General features: G+C 59.2%; 15 protein-coding genes. 3 read left to right on the plus strand and 12 right to left on the minus strand.

What is annotated here, in order from left to right; all coding sequences use genetic code 11:
- Window positions 1-76: 76 nt before the first annotated feature.
- The 9 genes from msrQ to mrcB all read right to left on the minus strand — a co-directional run bounded on the left by msrQ (window position 77) and on the right by mrcB (window position 9,897).
- The gene (msrQ, locus tag K0H48_RS22745) at window positions 77-697 is read right to left on the minus strand and encodes a protein-methionine-sulfoxide reductase heme-binding subunit MsrQ (RefSeq protein ID WP_017139218.1); all 621 of its coding nucleotides are present in this window, start codon (window positions 695-697) and stop codon (window positions 77-79) included.
- A complete protein-coding gene (gene msrP / locus K0H48_RS22750; RefSeq protein WP_219269292.1) occupies window positions 697-1,710 on the minus strand; it encodes a protein-methionine-sulfoxide reductase catalytic subunit MsrP in 1,014 nt (337 codons plus the stop codon). Before msrP ends, msrQ begins: the two co-directional genes overlap by 1 nt.
- A gap of 63 nt (window positions 1,711-1,773) precedes the next feature.
- Window positions 1,774-2,631 (minus strand): CDP-diacylglycerol--serine O-phosphatidyltransferase, encoded by an 858-nt coding sequence (gene pssA / locus K0H48_RS22755; protein ID WP_017139220.1) that lies wholly within the window; start codon window positions 2,629-2,631, stop codon window positions 1,774-1,776.
- Window positions 2,632-2,775: 144 nt separating this feature from the next.
- Window positions 2,776-3,792 carry a ketol-acid reductoisomerase gene (gene ilvC / locus K0H48_RS22760; protein WP_219269293.1) on the minus strand — a complete coding sequence of 339 codons (1,017 nt, stop codon included), beginning with the start codon at window positions 3,790-3,792 and terminating at the stop codon, window positions 2,776-2,778.
- Between the two features lie 47 nt (window positions 3,793-3,839).
- Window positions 3,840-4,331: an acetolactate synthase small subunit gene (gene ilvN / locus K0H48_RS22765; protein WP_003176102.1), complete on the minus strand. Its 492-nt coding sequence runs from the start codon at window positions 4,329-4,331 to the stop codon at window positions 3,840-3,842.
- Window positions 4,332-4,333: 2 nt separating this feature from the next.
- On the minus strand, window positions 4,334-6,058 hold the full coding sequence (locus tag K0H48_RS22770) for an acetolactate synthase 3 large subunit (RefSeq protein WP_219269294.1): 1,725 nt from the start codon (window positions 6,056-6,058) through the stop codon (window positions 4,334-4,336).
- 431 nt (window positions 6,059-6,489) lie between these two features.
- Entirely contained in the window at window positions 6,490-6,819 is a 330-nt protein-coding gene (locus K0H48_RS22775) for a YqcC family protein (protein ID WP_219269295.1), read from the minus strand.
- A complete protein-coding gene (locus K0H48_RS22780) occupies window positions 6,819-7,556 on the minus strand; it encodes a hypothetical protein (protein ID WP_219269296.1) in 738 nt (245 codons plus the stop codon). The genes K0H48_RS22775 and K0H48_RS22780 overlap by 1 nt, the downstream gene beginning before the upstream one ends.
- Before the next feature lie 16 nt (window positions 7,557-7,572).
- A complete protein-coding gene (gene mrcB, locus K0H48_RS22785) occupies window positions 7,573-9,897 on the minus strand; it encodes a penicillin-binding protein 1B (protein WP_219269297.1) in 2,325 nt (774 codons plus the stop codon).
- A 118-nt stretch (window positions 9,898-10,015) separates the two neighbouring features.
- Between mrcB and K0H48_RS22790 the strand changes: the two genes are divergently transcribed.
- From K0H48_RS22790 to K0H48_RS22800, 3 genes are all read left to right on the plus strand, one after another.
- A complete protein-coding gene (locus K0H48_RS22790) occupies window positions 10,016-11,572 on the plus strand; it encodes a bifunctional aminoglycoside phosphotransferase/ATP-binding protein (protein WP_219269298.1) in 1,557 nt (518 codons plus the stop codon).
- A gap of 93 nt (window positions 11,573-11,665) precedes the next feature.
- A complete protein-coding gene (locus K0H48_RS22795; RefSeq protein ID WP_056859776.1) occupies window positions 11,666-12,010 on the plus strand; it encodes a pentapeptide repeat-containing protein in 345 nt (114 codons plus the stop codon).
- A 204-nt stretch (window positions 12,011-12,214) separates the two neighbouring features.
- Window positions 12,215-12,487, plus strand: coding sequence for a TfoX/Sxy family protein (locus K0H48_RS22800; protein WP_138813831.1), 273 nt, complete (start codon window positions 12,215-12,217; stop codon window positions 12,485-12,487).
- Window positions 12,488-12,730: 243 nt separating this feature from the next.
- On the opposite strand, the gene K0H48_RS22805 is transcribed toward K0H48_RS22800, so the two are convergent.
- The 3 genes from K0H48_RS22805 to K0H48_RS22815 are packed head-to-tail and all read right to left on the minus strand — an operon-like array spanning window position 12,731 to window position 15,410.
- Window positions 12,731-13,498: a heme ABC transporter ATP-binding protein gene (locus K0H48_RS22805; RefSeq protein ID WP_219269299.1), complete on the minus strand. Its 768-nt coding sequence runs from the start codon at window positions 13,496-13,498 to the stop codon at window positions 12,731-12,733.
- On the minus strand, window positions 13,498-14,535 hold the full coding sequence (locus tag K0H48_RS22810; protein ID WP_219269300.1) for an iron ABC transporter permease: 1,038 nt from the start codon (window positions 14,533-14,535) through the stop codon (window positions 13,498-13,500). The genes K0H48_RS22805 and K0H48_RS22810 overlap by 1 nt, the downstream gene beginning before the upstream one ends.
- Window positions 14,532-15,410: a hemin ABC transporter substrate-binding protein gene (locus K0H48_RS22815; protein WP_219269301.1), complete on the minus strand. Its 879-nt coding sequence runs from the start codon at window positions 15,408-15,410 to the stop codon at window positions 14,532-14,534. Before K0H48_RS22815 ends, K0H48_RS22810 begins: the two co-directional genes overlap by 4 nt.
- Window positions 15,411-15,489 lie beyond the last annotated feature (79 nt).

Consider the following 15,489-nt stretch of genomic DNA (forward strand, 5'->3'; position numbering starts at 1 on the left):
CCAAGGAGTTTTCCGTTTCGACTGCGCCGGAAGTGGGGCGAATTATAGACAGATATAAAACGCCGTCAATCCTTAATTACGCTTTTGTCGCAGAAAGTGGTTTTTTCGCGATAAGACGAGGAATCCGGCGCATCACCGGCGGGATCCGCAACACCAGCAGCAGCGCCCCTATAGATGCATAGATCGCCCACTCCTTCAAATCGGCCCGCACAATCCACAGCATATGCAACAAACCGAGCCCAAGAATCACGTACACCAGGCGATGCAGCTTCTTCCAACGGCTGCCCAACCGGCGCTGGCTATAACGATTGGACGTTACCGCCAGCACCAATAAACCAAGGAACCCCAGCGCACCGACAATAATGTAGGGCCGTTTGCGTAGCTCCACGCCAAACTGCGACCAATCCAGCCCGAGGATGAATACGCAGTACGCGGCCAGGTGCAGCGCCACATACGCAAAACACCACAACCCCAATTGCCGACGTACAGCAATCCACCCTGCCCACCCGCTGAGCTTCTGCAACGGCGTCATGCCCAACGTGACCAGCAACAGGATCAAGGTGCCAAGCCCCAGCCGATCCATCAGCACTTTGCCTGGATCAGGCCCAAGTACAGAGCTCCACGCCTCATACAGCCAGAAGAATGGCCAGATCGCCGCGGCTATAAAGACGCCAATGCGCCAGATCGGATAACGCATCAGTAGTTCTTCCGCAGATCGAGGCCCGTATAGAGAGAAGCGACCTCATCCGAATAGCCGTTGAACATCTGTGTCTCGCGCACATTCGGGCTGAACAGGCCGCTCGGCAAACGACGTTCACGCGCCTGGGTCCAGCGAGGATGGTCGACGGTTGGGTTCACGTTCGCGTAGAACCCATACTCATTGGCCGCAATGCTTTGCCAAGTCGTCTTGGGCTGCTCGCTGACCAGGCTGATTCGCACAATCGACTTCACGCTCTTGAAGCCATACTTCCACGGCACTACAAGACGCAATGGCGCGCCGTTCTGGTTCGGCAATTCCCGTCCATACATACCCACGGCCAGGATCGCCAACGGGTTCATTGCTTCATCCAGACGCAGCCCTTCTACATACGGCCAGTCAATCAAGCCGAAGCTGGAGCGCTGCCCCGGCATGCTTTTGGGGTCTTGCAGTGTTTCGAAGCGGATGTACTTGGCTTTAGCGGTGGGCTCGACCTGCTTGAGCAAGGCTGAAATAGGAAAGCCCATCCACGGAATCACCATCGACCACGCCTCGACACACCGCAGACGGTAGATACGCTCTTCCAATTGATAAGGCTTCATGAAGTCTTCCAAGGCATAGCGCCCAGGTTTGCCGACTTCCCCATCAATCACCACACTCCAGGGTTCGGTCTTGAGTGAACCGGCATTCTTCGCCGGGTCGCCCTTGTCCGTACCGAACTCATAAAAGTTGTTGTAGTGGGTCGCGTCTTTGAACGGGGTAATGGCTTCGTCCTTTACCGTAACCGCCTGCCATTGAGTATTGGGCAGCTTGTCGGCAAACCAGCCTGGAGCATTGCCCGGCTCGACATCGGCATAACGCGCGGCATCTTCGGCGCTCGCCCAACGTGGCAAGGCAGTGGCAGCAACACCGGCCAGCGCACCGCCGAGCAAGCTGCGGCGCGAAAGATAGAAGGATTCAGGCGTGACATCCGATTCGTGACAATCGGATGTTTTGGGGATCTTGATTAACATGGCAACTCCGCAGCATTGGAGAACTGATGCACCAATAGACTGCGGAGTATGGGGGAAATTACATTAAGGCAATGTTTTGTCGCGGCGCAGGTGCAGCAGGTATTGAACCGGACCCGACGCGGCATACACCAGGAAGGCCAGCAGCAGAATACGCGGAGGATCACTGAAGACCACCGCGAACACCAGCACCACCACCAGGATCGCCACGAAAGGCACGCGCCCCTTGAGATCAAACTCCTTGAAGCTGTTGTACTTGATGTTGCTGACCATCAGCATGCCGGCGGCCGCAACCATCAAGGCCACCAGGAACGACATCTTCGAACCCTGGATGCCGTAGTCGCTGAACGCCCAGACGATACCGGCCACCACACCCGCCGCCGCTGGGCTGGCCAGGCCGATGAAGTAACGCTTGTCAGCAGTGCCCACCTGGGTATTGAAGCGCGCCAGACGCAACGCCGCGCCGGCGACATAGATGAAGGCAACCATCCAGCCGACCTTGCCCATATCACCCAGCGCCCAGGCAAATGCCAGCAGTGCCGGGGCAACGCCGAAGGCCACCATGTCCGACAGCGAGTCGTACTCGGCACCGAACGCGCTTTGGGTATTGGTCATGCGCGCCACCCGGCCATCCAGGCCGTCGAGCACCATGGCCACGAAGATTGCGATGGCGGCAAAGCCGAAATACTTGCTGGCACTCGCCGCATCACCCGCCGCCAATGCGCTTTGCGCACTCATGGAGTTGATGATGGAGTAGAACCCGGCAAACAGGTTGGCCGTGGTGAACAGATTGGGCAGAAGATAGATACCACGATGCCGGACCTTGCGACCTTCCGCATCATGCCCTTCTTCGACATGTTCATCGATCGGTAGCAGGCTTTCGGCGTCAGAGGCCTGGTTTGGCTCTTCGGGACGTTCGGTCATGGACTTTACCTTGCAACGGTGTGAAAAGAATTCGACAAATACTTGCAGCGCGTGTGCGCCCGCAAACGATGCAGCTTTATACCAGAACCCGCCCTCAAACGAAAAAACGCGGCCTAAGCCGCGTTTTCCCTTGATGCGTACGACTTAGTTTTTGGCTTTGTCGACGATCTTGTTGGCACCGATCCACGGCATCATGGAACGCAGTTGCTCGCCGATGATTTCGATACCGTGAGCGGCGTTGTTACGACGCTTGGCGGTCATCGAAGGGTAGCCGGTAGCGCCTTCGCTGATGAACATTTTGGCGTATTCGCCGTCCTGAATACGTTTCAGGGCGTTGCGCATGGCCTGACGGGACTCGGCGTTGATCACTTCCGGGCCAGTCACGTATTCGCCGTATTCGGCGTTGTTGGAGATCGAGTAGTTCATGTTGGCGATACCGCCTTCGTACATGAGGTCAACGATCAGTTTCAGTTCGTGCAGGCATTCGAAGTAGGCCATTTCTGGCGCGTAGCCAGCTTCAACCAGGGTTTCGAAACCGGCTTTGACCAGTTCAACGGTACCGCCGCACAGTACGGCTTGTTCGCCGAACAGGTCGGTTTCGGTTTCGTCCTTGAAGGTGGTTTCGATGATGCCGGTACGACCGCCACCAACGCCAGCTGCGTAGGACAGTGCCACGTTCTTGGCGTTGCCGGATGCGTCCTGGTAGATCGCGATCAGGTCAGGGATGCCGCCGCCTTTGACGAACTCGGAGCGCACGGTGTGGCCCGGTGCTTTCGGCGCGATCATGATCACGTCGAGGTCAGCGCGTGGCACAACCTGGTTGTAGTGAATCGCGAAGCCGTGGGAGAAGGCCAGGGTGGCGCCTATCTTGATGTTCGGCTCGATTTCGTTCTTGTACAGCGCGGACTGGAACTCGTCCGGGGTCAGGATCATGACCAGGTCGGCAGCTGCAACGGCGGAAGCAACGTCAGTCACTTTCAGGCCGTGGGCTTCAGCCTTGGCAACAGTGGCCGAGCCTTTGCGCAGGCCAACAGTCACGTTAACGCCGGAGTCTTTCAGGTTGCACGCTTGGGCGTGGCCCTGGGAACCGTAGCCGATGATGGCGACTTTCTTGCCCTGGATGATCGACAGGTCACAATCTTTTTCGTAATAAACTTTCATGAGGTTCCTCTATATATCCAGGCCGTAAGGCCATTCACTAATTTGGGTTAGATGCTGAGTACTTTGTCGCCACGGGCAATCCCGGTGACACCACTGCGTACCGTTTCCAGAATCGAGGCCGTCCCGATCGACTGGATGAAGCTGTCCAGCTTGTCGCTTGTACCGGTCAGTTGCACGGTATAAACGCTGGCGCTCACATCGACGATCTGCCCGCGATAAATGTCGGTGGTGCGTTTGATCTCGGCACGTTGGGCACCCGTGGCCTTGACCTTGACCAGCATCAGCTCGCGCTCGATGTGGGCACTTTCCGACAGGTCGACCAGCTTGACCACTTCGATCAGCTTGTTGAGGTTCTTGGTGATCTGCTCGATCACCTCATCGTGGCCAACAGTGGTCAACGTCAAGCGCGACAGGGTCGGGTCTTCGGTCGGCGCCACGGTCAGGCTTTCGATGTTGTAGTTGCGTTGCGAAAACAGGCCGACAACACGAGACAGAGCGCCGGGTTCGTTCTCCAGAAGCAGGGAGATAATGTGCCGCATGATTAGGTACGCTCCGTCTTGTTCAGCCACATGTCGCGCATAGAGCCGTCTTTGATCTGCATCGGGTAGACGTGCTCGCTGGTATCCACTTGAATATCGAGGAACACCAGGCGGTCCTTCATGGCGAACGCCTCTTCCATCATCGGCTTCAGATCTTTCAAATCGGTGATGCGCATGCCGACGTGGCCGTAGGCTTCAACCAATTTGATGAAATCCGGCAGCGATTCCATGTAGGAATGGGAGTGACGGCTGTTGTAGCTCATGTCCTGCCACTGACGAACCATACCCAGCACGCCGTTGTTCAAGCACACGATCTTCACCGGAAGACCGTACTGCAGGCACGTCGACAGTTCCTGGATGTTCATCTGGATGCTGCCCTCACCCGTCACGCAGGCGACGTCGGTGTCCGGGAAGCTCAGTTTCACACCCATGGCCGCAGGGAAACCAAAGCCCATCGTGCCCAGGCCACCGGAGTTGATCCAGCGGTTAGGCTTGTCGAACTTGTAGTACTGCGCAGCGAACATCTGATGCTGGCCCACGTCGGAGGTCACAAAGGCGTCACCCTTGGTCACTTCGCACAGGGTTTCGATCACGGTTTGTGGCTTGATGATGCTGCCGTCGCCCTTGTCGTAAGGGAACAGGCCGCGGTCACCGCGCCATTCGTCGATCTGCTTCCACCAGCTGGCAACCGATTCCTTGTTCGGCGTTTCGCCGATGTCCTTGAGCGCCGCAACCATTTCGGTCAACACGCTTTCTACCGGACCTACAATCGGCACGTCGGCCTTGATGGTCTTGGAGATGGACGCCGGGTCGATGTCGATGTGGATGATCTTGGCATTCGGGCAAAACTTGCTCGGGCCGTTGATCACACGGTCATCAAACCGCGCGCCCACCGCCAGGATGACGTCGGCGTGGTGCATGGCCAGGTTGGCAGTGTAGCTGCCGTGCATGCCAAGCATGCCGACGAACTGACGGTCCGTGCCCGGGAATGCGCCGAGGCCCATCAAGGTGTTGGTTACCGGCAGGTTGAGCAGCTTGGCCAGCTCGGTCAAAGGCGCAGAACCGCCGCCCAGAATCACGCCGCCGCCGGAGTACAGCACTGGGCGCTTGGCCGCCAAGAGCATTTCTGCCGCCTTGCGGATTTGCCCCGAGTGCCCACGAACGGCCGGGCTGTAGGAACGCAGCTTGGCTTTCTTGGGGAAGACGTATTCGAATTTCTCGGCCGGGTTAGTCATGTCTTTCGGGATATCAACCACGACAGGGCCCGGACGACCGGACTGTGCGAGGTAGAAGGCCTTTTTCATGACTTCCGGGATTTCCGACGCATGCTTGATCATGAAGCTGTGTTTCACGATCGGCCGGGAGATACCGATCATGTCGGTTTCCTGGAATGCATCGGTACCGACCATGGTGCTGGGCACCTGGCCAGAAATGATCACCATCGGGATGGAGTCCATATAGGCAGTCGCGATGCCAGTAATGGCATTGGTTGCGCCTGGGCCGGAGGTTACCAGTACCACACCGGCTTTACCGGTGGCACGGGCGTAGCCGTCAGCCATATGGGTCGCGGCCTGTTCGTGGCGAACCAGGATGTGGGTAACAGCCGGTTCCTTGAACAGTGCGTCGTAAACATGCAGCAGAGCACCACCTGGGTACCCGTAGATATAGTCGACGCCTTCGTCACGCAAAAAGCGGACGAGCATCTCACCGCCAGATAAAAGCTCCACGTTGTTCACCTCTAAAACGCCAGAATACCGTCCGTTAAAAACCGACGGGTCTTAATAGGTTTACTTCTCAACAGAGCATGAGCGACGGTGGTCGCCGACTACGTCAGCACTGACTGAGCAAGTATTGGGATCGTCCCAAGTGTTGCGGGCTTTTCCCACCCAGCGCGAGGTAACGCGTTGCGGGTGTTACAGGTCGGCGCGGATATGCGCCTCATGATCTGCTGAGCGGGCCTGCTTCTGGCAGTCCCGATACAGCGGACTTTGGATTCTTCTGTTTCAGCCCCTTCAAGTCAAGCAATAATTGCGCTTTTTTCCAACTAAGCGCATGAGAACGAAGATTAAAGGGGTTTGAGGAGGGATAAAACTCGCCTGAATGTCGTCAAGCGGTAGAAATGTGCGCAAGACTGCCGGAAAACCCGGCAGTCAGGCAATTAACGAGCGTCGACGATCAATTGGTCGAACTTTTTCAGCGCATTGCGTAAGCCAATGCTCTCAAGCGGGCGATCGGCGTAAACCATCTCCGCCATCTCCAGGATCCCCGATGCATTGGGCAATGGCAGGTCCTGCTCGAGAATCTGCTTCATGCGCGCCAGGAAAATCCATTGCAGCCACTGGTGAAAGTCCAGCGTGTCCACCGAAAACGGCTCGACGCTGCTGAGCGCTTCAGCGCTGGGGGGCACTTCGTCCCACCAACCCTGCACGCGTAACTCACGCTCAATCAGCAACAGCTGTTCGGCAATTGCCGGAAACCGTGCATCCATCAGAGGCTGACCTTGGCTTTTTGCCGCGCCTGGGCAGCACCGGCGGCGTCGCCTTGCGCAGCACGCGCGTCACCAATCAAAGCCCACAGGTTGGCTTGCAGGTCCGGGCGGCCGTTGGCCAGGGTCAGGCCGCGACGGGCGAACTGCTCGGCTTGCGGCGCATCGCCTTGGGCCATGCGCACCTGGGCCAGGCGATACAGCACTTGCGGCTCGCGCGGCGCCACACGCTGGGCACGCTCAAGGCTCGACGATGCACCGTTCAGATCACCACCCGACTGTTGCTGCTGGGCGGTGGTCAGCAAAGCCAGCACCGGCCCGTCCAGTTGCTCGTCAGCCGACAGACCACCCGCGTTAGACGACGACGGAATACCGCTCGGCGTCGATGGCGGCATGTTGTAGGTGCCCTGGTTGATCGGTGCGGTCTGGATCGGTGCGGCGTTAACCGGACCCGAAGTGCTTGGCCCTGGTGTCCAAGGTTCGGCACTGATCGGCGCCGACGTCGCAGCACCGCCGCCCGGCACCATCACCACCACGCCCGAATCCTGCGGTATGGCCTGAGGCGTGGCTTGGGCAGGACGCTTGACCACGGTCTGACGGAAACCGCCAGTGGCCGAGATACGGTCGTTATTGGAAACGTTCGTGCTTGAGTCCACCACGGGGATGGAACCGCGCTGCACGCTGGAGCAACCGCCGAGCATGACCAGGGCGGTAATAGCTGGAATCCACAACTTGTTCACTTGAAACCCTCTTTGCTTAATGCATCCAGCCCTTGACCCAATCCATCACCGAATCCGCGTCAGCGGGCGCACTGCCACCGCACGCAGCACCAGCAGGTGGCTCGCTGCCGCGAATATACGGCATCTGTACCGCGCCCGGACAGTTGGCATCGGAGCCCTGCCCCGTGTGCGGATCAATCCAGGCCTGCACGATATTGTCCGGCTGCGGCATGTTCAGCGGCAACGGGTCGGCCTTGCGCATGAAACTGGTCCACACCTGCAGCGCACCGGTGGCACCGGTGAACGGAGTTTTGCCGTTATCGTCGCGGCCCAGCCACACCACGGCCAGCACATCCTGGCCGAAGCCTGCGAACCAGCTGTCACGCGAGTCGTTACTGGTGCCGGTCTTGCCCGCCAGCGTCAGGTTCGACGGCAGCACGCTATAGACCGAACGCCCGGTGCCTTCACGCATTACTCGTTGCATGGCGTTCTGGATCAGGTAGATGGAGCCCGCGTCAAAGCGCTGCTGGATCTGGAACGGATAACGCTTGAGCGGTTCGCCGTCGGCGGTCAGTACGCTGCGAATGCCGCGCATCGGGGTATTGAAGCCACCGTTGGCGAGGGTCTGGTACATCGTCGCCACTTCCATCGGGGTCATGGCGCCAGCGCCCAGCAGCATCGATGGGAACGCCGGGAACTCACGGGTGATGCCCAGTCGCCCCAGGGTTTTCAGCACATTCGGCACACCCACTTCAAGCCCAAGGCGCGAGGTGGAGATGTTGTAGGAATGCGCCAGGCCTTGGTACAGGAACACGGTGCCGTGGGAGCGACGATCAAAGTTCTGCGGCGTCCACACCTGGCCATCCGCCCCTTTGACCGACAGCGGGTCATCCGACAGCCAACTGGTCAGCGTGTATTTGCTTGGTTTTTCCAGGGCCGTGAGGTAAACCGCCGGCTTGACCAACGAACCGATCGGCCGCACCGCATCCAGCGCACGGTTGAAACCGGCAAAACTGGCCTGGCGGCTGCCGATCATGGCCTGCACTTCACCGGTTTCCGGGTTGGTCACGACCATGGCCGCTTCGACTTCATCCGAACCTTTACGGCCGGTCAGGCGCTTGAAGGTATCGTTGACCGACGCTTCGGCCTTCATCTGCAGGATCGGGTCAAAACTGGTGAAGATCCGCAGGCCTTCTTCGGTCAAGTCTTCGTCGCGGTAATCTTCACGCAACTGGCGTTTGACCAAGTCGATAAAGCCTGGGAATGAACTGTCGGCCAGCTTGCCGCGCGTGGTCACACCCAGTGGCATTTTTTTCGCCGCCGCGACTTGTTCAGCGGTGGCTACACCCTGCTGTTCGAGTACATCCAGCACCAGGTTACGGCGTTCAAGTGCACGTTCCGGGTTGCGGCGCGGGTTGTAATAGGACGGCCCCTTGACCATCCCCACCAGCAACGCAACTTGATGCAATTTCAATTCAGACAAGGGCTGGCCAAAGAAGAACTGGCTGGCCAAGCCGAAACCGTGCACCGCGCGCTGCCCATCCTGGCCGACGAAGACCTCGTTAAGGTACGCCTCGAGAATCTCCTGCTTGCTGTAATGCAGCTCCAGCAGCATGGCCATCATGGCTTCGGTGAGTTTACGGGTGAGGCTGCGCTCGTTGGTCAGGTAGAAGTTCTTGACCAATTGTTGCGTGAGCGTACTGCCGCCCTGGGTCATTTTGCCGCCGGACGTGTTAACCCAAATGGCGCGCGCAATCGACTTGGGCGACACGCCCCAGTGGCTGTAGAAATCGCGGTCTTCCACGGCGATCAGCGTATCGAGCAGGTACGGTGGCACCTGATCAAGCTTGATCAGGATGCGGTCTTCGAGGTTCTTGGGGTAAATACCGCCGATCATCAGCGGTTCCAGGCGCACCACCGGCAACTTGGAGCCATTGAGCGACGACAGTTCGGCAACGTAATCGCCAGAGAAGCGCACGCGCACCGGCTGGGCTTTTTCCAGGCCTTCATAGAACTGGAAGCCACGGGTATTCAAATCGACGGTATTGCCGCTGACAGCGGCGGCGCCGGGGCCATTGCTCACCGGTTCGCGGCGATAGCCCAAGGCGTCGAGTTCGGTAAGGAAGTCTTCCTTGCTCAGCTTTTGGCCGGTAAACAATTCCAGCGGGCGTGCGTACACCTTGGCCGGGATGGTCCAGCGCTTGCCGGAGAATTTCTCCTGCACCACGGCGTCGAGGTACACCGCGAAGCCTGCGAGCACCACAAGGCCTACCAGGCTTAGCTTGATGGCCCAGCCCAGCCACGGGCGCAGGCCACGTGAAGGAGGTTTTTTACGGGAACGGGGAGATCGGGTTCGAGTCATGGCGGCGGATTATACGCACTTTATTGAGGATCAACATGAGCCGGACAGCGGTTTGCACGACCGACTGTAACCGCCATAATGCCGGCCATGATTTCCCCCAGACTTTGAAGGATCGCCCGTGAGCCAGTCCCTGATCGCAGCCCTGCAAAACCCGGCTTTGTATCCCCATCCGGTTGAAGCGTTTCAAGTCATTGAGACGCATATTTCCTGGGTCATACTGACCGGCCCCTATGCTTATAAGCTGAAGAAACCGATGAACTTCGGCTTTCTGGATTTCACCCAACTGGACGACCGCGGCCACTTCTGCCGCGAAGAGCTGCGCCTTAACCAGCGCCTGACTGAAGATTTGTATCTTGACGTGTTGCCAATCACCGGCAGCGTAGAGGCCCCGCAATTGGGCGGTGATGGCCCGGTCATCGAATACGCGCTGAAAATGCGCCAGTTCCCGCAAAGCCAACTGCTCAGCACCCTGCAAGCCAATGGCGAGGTCACCAGCGCGCACATTGATGACATGGCCAAGCAGATTGCGCACTTCCACCTCACTGCCCCGAAAGTGCCGCAGGACCACCCCGCCGGCACGCCGGATGAAGTGATGGCGCCGGTTCGCCAGAACTTCGACCAGATCCGCCCGTTCCTCAGCGACAAGGCCGACCTGGCCCAACTCGAAGCCCTGCAAGCCTGGGCCGAAGCCAGCTTCGAACGCCTCAAACCACTGCTGGCCCAGCGCAAGCTCGAAGGCTTCACCCGCGAATGTCACGGTGATATCCACCTGGGCAACGCCACCTTGATCGATGGCCAGGTAGTGATCTTCGACTGCATCGAGTTCAATGAGCCGTTCCGCTTCACCGATGTGTACGCCGACACGGCCTTCCTGGCGATGGACCTGGAAGACCGTGGCCTCAAGTCCCTGGCGCGCCGCTTTATCAGCCAATACCTGGAACTGACCGGCGACTACCAAGGCCTTGAAGTGCTGAACTTTTATAAAGCCTACCGTGCACTGGTGCGCGCCAAGGTGTCGTTGTTCAGCATGCCCAGCGAGGCCAGCCCGGTGCAACGCGCCACCACCCTGCGCCAATACCGCAACTACGCCAACCTGGCGGAAAGCTACAGCACTATTCCGTCGCGCTTCCTGGCGATAACCCACGGTGTTTCGGCCGTCGGTAAAAGCCACGTGGCCATGCGCCTGGTCGAAGCCTTGGGTGCCGTGCGCCTGCGTTCGGATGTGGAACGCAAACGCCTGTTTGGTGAACAGAAGGTCGAGAACACTCCGCAAGCCGGTATCTACGCCGCCGAAGCCAGCGCTGCCACCTATGCCCGGCTCAACGAAGTCGCCGATATCGTCCTGCGTGCCGGCTACCCGGTGGTGCTGGACGCGACCTTCCTGAAAAGCGCACAACGCAACGCCGCCGCCAAGATTGCCGAGGCCACTGGCGCGCCCTTCCTGATCCTTGATTGCAACGCACCGCAAGCCGTTATCGCCAGCTGGCTGGCACAACGTCAGGCAGATAAAAACGATCCTTCCGACGCGACGCTCACGATTATCGAAGAGCAACAGGCCAACCGTGACCCGTTGACCGCCGAAGAGCTGCTGCTGAGCAAACGCGTAGAGACCAACGAGAGCGGCACACTCGATGCGCTGGTGGCGCACATTCGTCAGCGCCTGCCTGGCCTGTAAGAAATATTTCTTGGTCGTGTCACCGATCTTCGGTGCACGGCTGAGCAATAGTGGCACTATAATGGCGTCATAATTCCAACAGGAGTCGCCGTCATGAGTCAGCCCAAGCTTCTTGATACTCCGCTCTACGCACTCCTGCATAAAGACGACATCCGCGGCTTTAACCAGGAGCGCCCCAAAGACGGCACCATCGACATGCGTGGTGGCGACTTCCGTGGGTTGGACCTGCGTGACCTGAATGCCACGGGCGTGGATTTCACCGATGCCTACTTCCGCTCTGCCGACCTGCGCGGCCTGGACCTGCGCGAGTGCTCACTGGAAGGCGCCAGCCTGGCCCATGCACAAATTTCCGGCACCTACTTCTCCCCCGAACTGACGGCTGACGAGATCCTCATGTCGGTCAATTTCGGTACTCGCCTGCGCTACCGCACCAAGTAACCTGATCTTTCGGGCCCTAGCTACGCCACACGCGTAGCGGGCGCCTCCTGCCTGCTTGTCGGCAATACCCTCAAAAAATTCTTATAAGCTTTTCAGCCGTTCCTGACCAAAGAACCACGCTTTTCCTACTGAGCGCTACACTCCTTTTCAGGCTTGCCTGGTCACGATACCCACCGCACCAATCGGCCGTCGCAAGGAGGCTTGATGAACGATGAGCTGCAACACCTGAAAAACCTGGGCAAGACGTCAGCGCAGTGGCTGCATGCGGTGGGCATCCACAGCGCGTCCGACTTACGTCGCCTGGGAGCTGTCGATGCCTACCGAGCCGTGCGCACGCGCGGCTTTCGGGCCTCGAAAGTGCTGCTGTACGCAATTGAAGGGGCATTGATGGACGTGCATTGGAATGACATCCCGACGGAACGCAAGGAGGCATTGAACCGCCAGCTGGAGGCCATTTCAGCGCGCCAGAAGAATTAGTTCTGCGACAAATCCCAATGTTTACGGGCAGTTCGAACGCACGTTTGAGAAAAACGTCAGGTCGTTGAAAAACAGATGTTGACTCTCAAATGAGAATCGTTATGATTATCACAACTGGTCGCGAGATCAGCCGATAACTGAAAGACCATTGGTTCGGACTCTCAGATTATCTCCTCATCAGGCTAATCACGGTTATTTGACCCGGCTCTTGCCGGGTCTTTTTTTACCTATAAAAAAGCCGGTTCAGCGCGCAATGATCAACGGATGACCACGCTCCGGGTGCGGCTGTACCAGCACATCCAGGCCGAACACAGCTTTAAGTGGCTCAGGCCGCATCACCTGCGCCGGCGTATCCAACGCGTGTGGGCGCCCCTGCTCCAACAACAGAATCCGGTCGCAATAACGCGCCGCCAGGTTCAGGTCATGAAGAATCACCAACACCGCAGCGCCACGGTCAGCAAAGGTACGTATAGCCCGCAAGGTCGTGTGCTGGTGCAAAGGATCGAGCATCGACGTCGGCTCATCCAGCAACAGCGTCTGCCCGGCCTCCCCCGGCCATAACTGCGCCAGCACCCGCGCCAGATGCACACGCTGGCGTTCGCCCCCCGACAGCGCCAAGTAGCTGCGGCCGCTTAAGTGGCCCACATCTGCCGCGTGCAGCGCTGCCTCGATGATTTCCTCATCACGCACGCGTCCGGTCTGATGGGGCAAGCGGCCCATACCGACAACCTCCTCGACACGGAATGCGAAATCCAGCGTGGAGGTCTGCGGCAACACAGCCAGGCGTTGCGCACGTTGCGGCCCGCTCCAGTCCGTCAAGGCTTGCTGGTCCAGCCACACCTTGCCCTGATCCGGCTTCAGTTCGCCGCACAACGCACCGAGCAGCGTGCTCTTGCCTGCACCATTAGGGCCCAGCACACCGAGCACCTCACCCGGCAGCAAGTCCAGGGTGACATCCGCCAGCACGGTTTTATCGCCACGCCGGATCTGCAACGCTTCTACTCGCAGCATCAGGCGCGCCCTCGCAACAACAAATAAAGAAAAAACGGCGCGCCGATAAAGGCCGTGACGATGCCGATCGGCAGCTCAGCCGGCGCCAGCGCCAGCCGTGCCACCAGGTCAGCAAACAGCAACAGGCTTGCGCCCGCGAGCACAGACGCCGGCAACAGCACCCGATGATCCGGCCCGGCCAACAAGCGCACCAGATGCGGCACCACCAACCCGACAAACCCGATCATGCCCGCCGCCGCTACCGCCGCGCCCACACCCAATGCAGTGCAGAACACCAGTTCACGCTTGAGCCCTTCCACATCAATCCCAAGGTGATTGGCCTCGGACTCACCCAGTAACAATGCATTCAAGGCTTTCGCACGACGCGGCAACCACAGCGCCACACCGGCGCTCACCATCAACAATGGCCACAACCGCGAATAGCTGGCGCCATTGAGGCTGCCCAGGTTCCAGAAGGTCAAGGTGCGCAAGGTGGCGTCATCCGCCAAATAGGTAAACAGCCCTACCGCCGAACTGGCGAGCGCCGTAAGAGCAATACCAGCCAGCAGCATCGTTGCGACGTTGGTCTGGCCGTTACGCCGCCCCAGGCGATAAACCAGGGCCGTAACGCCCAAGCCGCCAAGAAACGCGCACAACGACAGCAGATAAGGCCCGAACGCATCCGGCAGGCCGCCAAAAAAAGAACCGCCTACGATCGCAACCGCCGCACCCAGCGCCGCGCCACTGGACACACCGACCAACCCCGGGTCGGCCAACGGGTTGCGAAACAAACCCTGCATCGCCACGCCCGACAATGCCAGCACACCGCCCACCGCCAAACCCAGCAAGGTTCGCGGCAAACGAATCTGCCCCAGGATCAACTCAGCCTGCTCCAAACCCTGGGCTTGAATCGGTACGCCCATCAGGCGCAAGGCGGCCTTGAGCGTATCCAGCAACGGCAGGCTGACCGGCCCCAAGGCCAATGAAAGCCAGGTTGCCAGAAGGCATAACAGCGCCAGCCCGATAAACAGCGTTTTCGGTTTAACCAGAGTCGTCATTGGGCTGGTTTAGCCTGGGACGGATAAAACCCGGCAGACAATTGCACCAGGCTTTGCGGCAGGCGCGGCCCGAGCCCGCCGACCAGCAGAGTCGGGTCCAGCTCAAACACGCGGCCATTCTTGGCGGCCGGGGTAGATGCCAGAATCGGGTTTTCCTTGAACAAGGCCGCACGCGCCGCATCACCGGTGAGGGCGCGATCAGCAAACACCAGTACATCAGGGCTCAGACCGGCCAGCGACTCCACCGAAAACGGCTTATAGCCCGTGTGGGTCGCCAGGTTATGCCCGCCCGCCTGCTGCAACATCCAATCGGCGGCCGTGTCCTTGCCCGCAATCAGCGGCTTGCCACCGGCATGCCCGAGCAACAGCAGCACACCCGGCGCCTTCTGCGTGGCCTGGGCCTTGGCGACCCAGGCTTTCTGTTGATCCAGCCTCTGTTCATATCCAGCAAACAATTCGTTGGCCTTGGTTTCATCACCAAGCAGCTTGCCCAGGTGCTGAAGGTTGCCTTTCAAGGTCGGCAAATCCGGTTCCGCCGAGAACATCTCCACCTGCACGCCTGCGCCGCGAATCTGCGCCAGCACCGGCGGTGGGCCCATCTCTTCAGTCCCGACCAGAACCTGCGGGCGCAGGCTTAAAATCCCTTCCGCCGACAGTTGCCGTTGGTAACCAATGCTTGGCAACGCCTTGAGCGATTCTGGATGCTGGCTGGTGGTATCCACCCCCACCAGCTTTGACTCACCGCCCAGCGCCGTGACCCACTCCGATAGCGCCCCACCGGCACTGACCCAGCGTTGTGGCAGTTCAGAGGCTTGCGCCCCGTGGTTGACCAGCAGTGAGGCAACAAGCGCAATAGCGCTGGTACTCAGGCGCATAACAGGGTTTCCTTCCAGGGGCGGGGGCCACTCAAGCACTCATGGATGTGACAGATAAACCCTGTCTGGCATCGTACAG

It is taken from the genome of Pseudomonas sp. Xaverov 259 (assembly GCF_019352915.1).
GTDB lineage: Bacteria > Pseudomonadota > Gammaproteobacteria > Pseudomonadales > Pseudomonadaceae > Aquipseudomonas.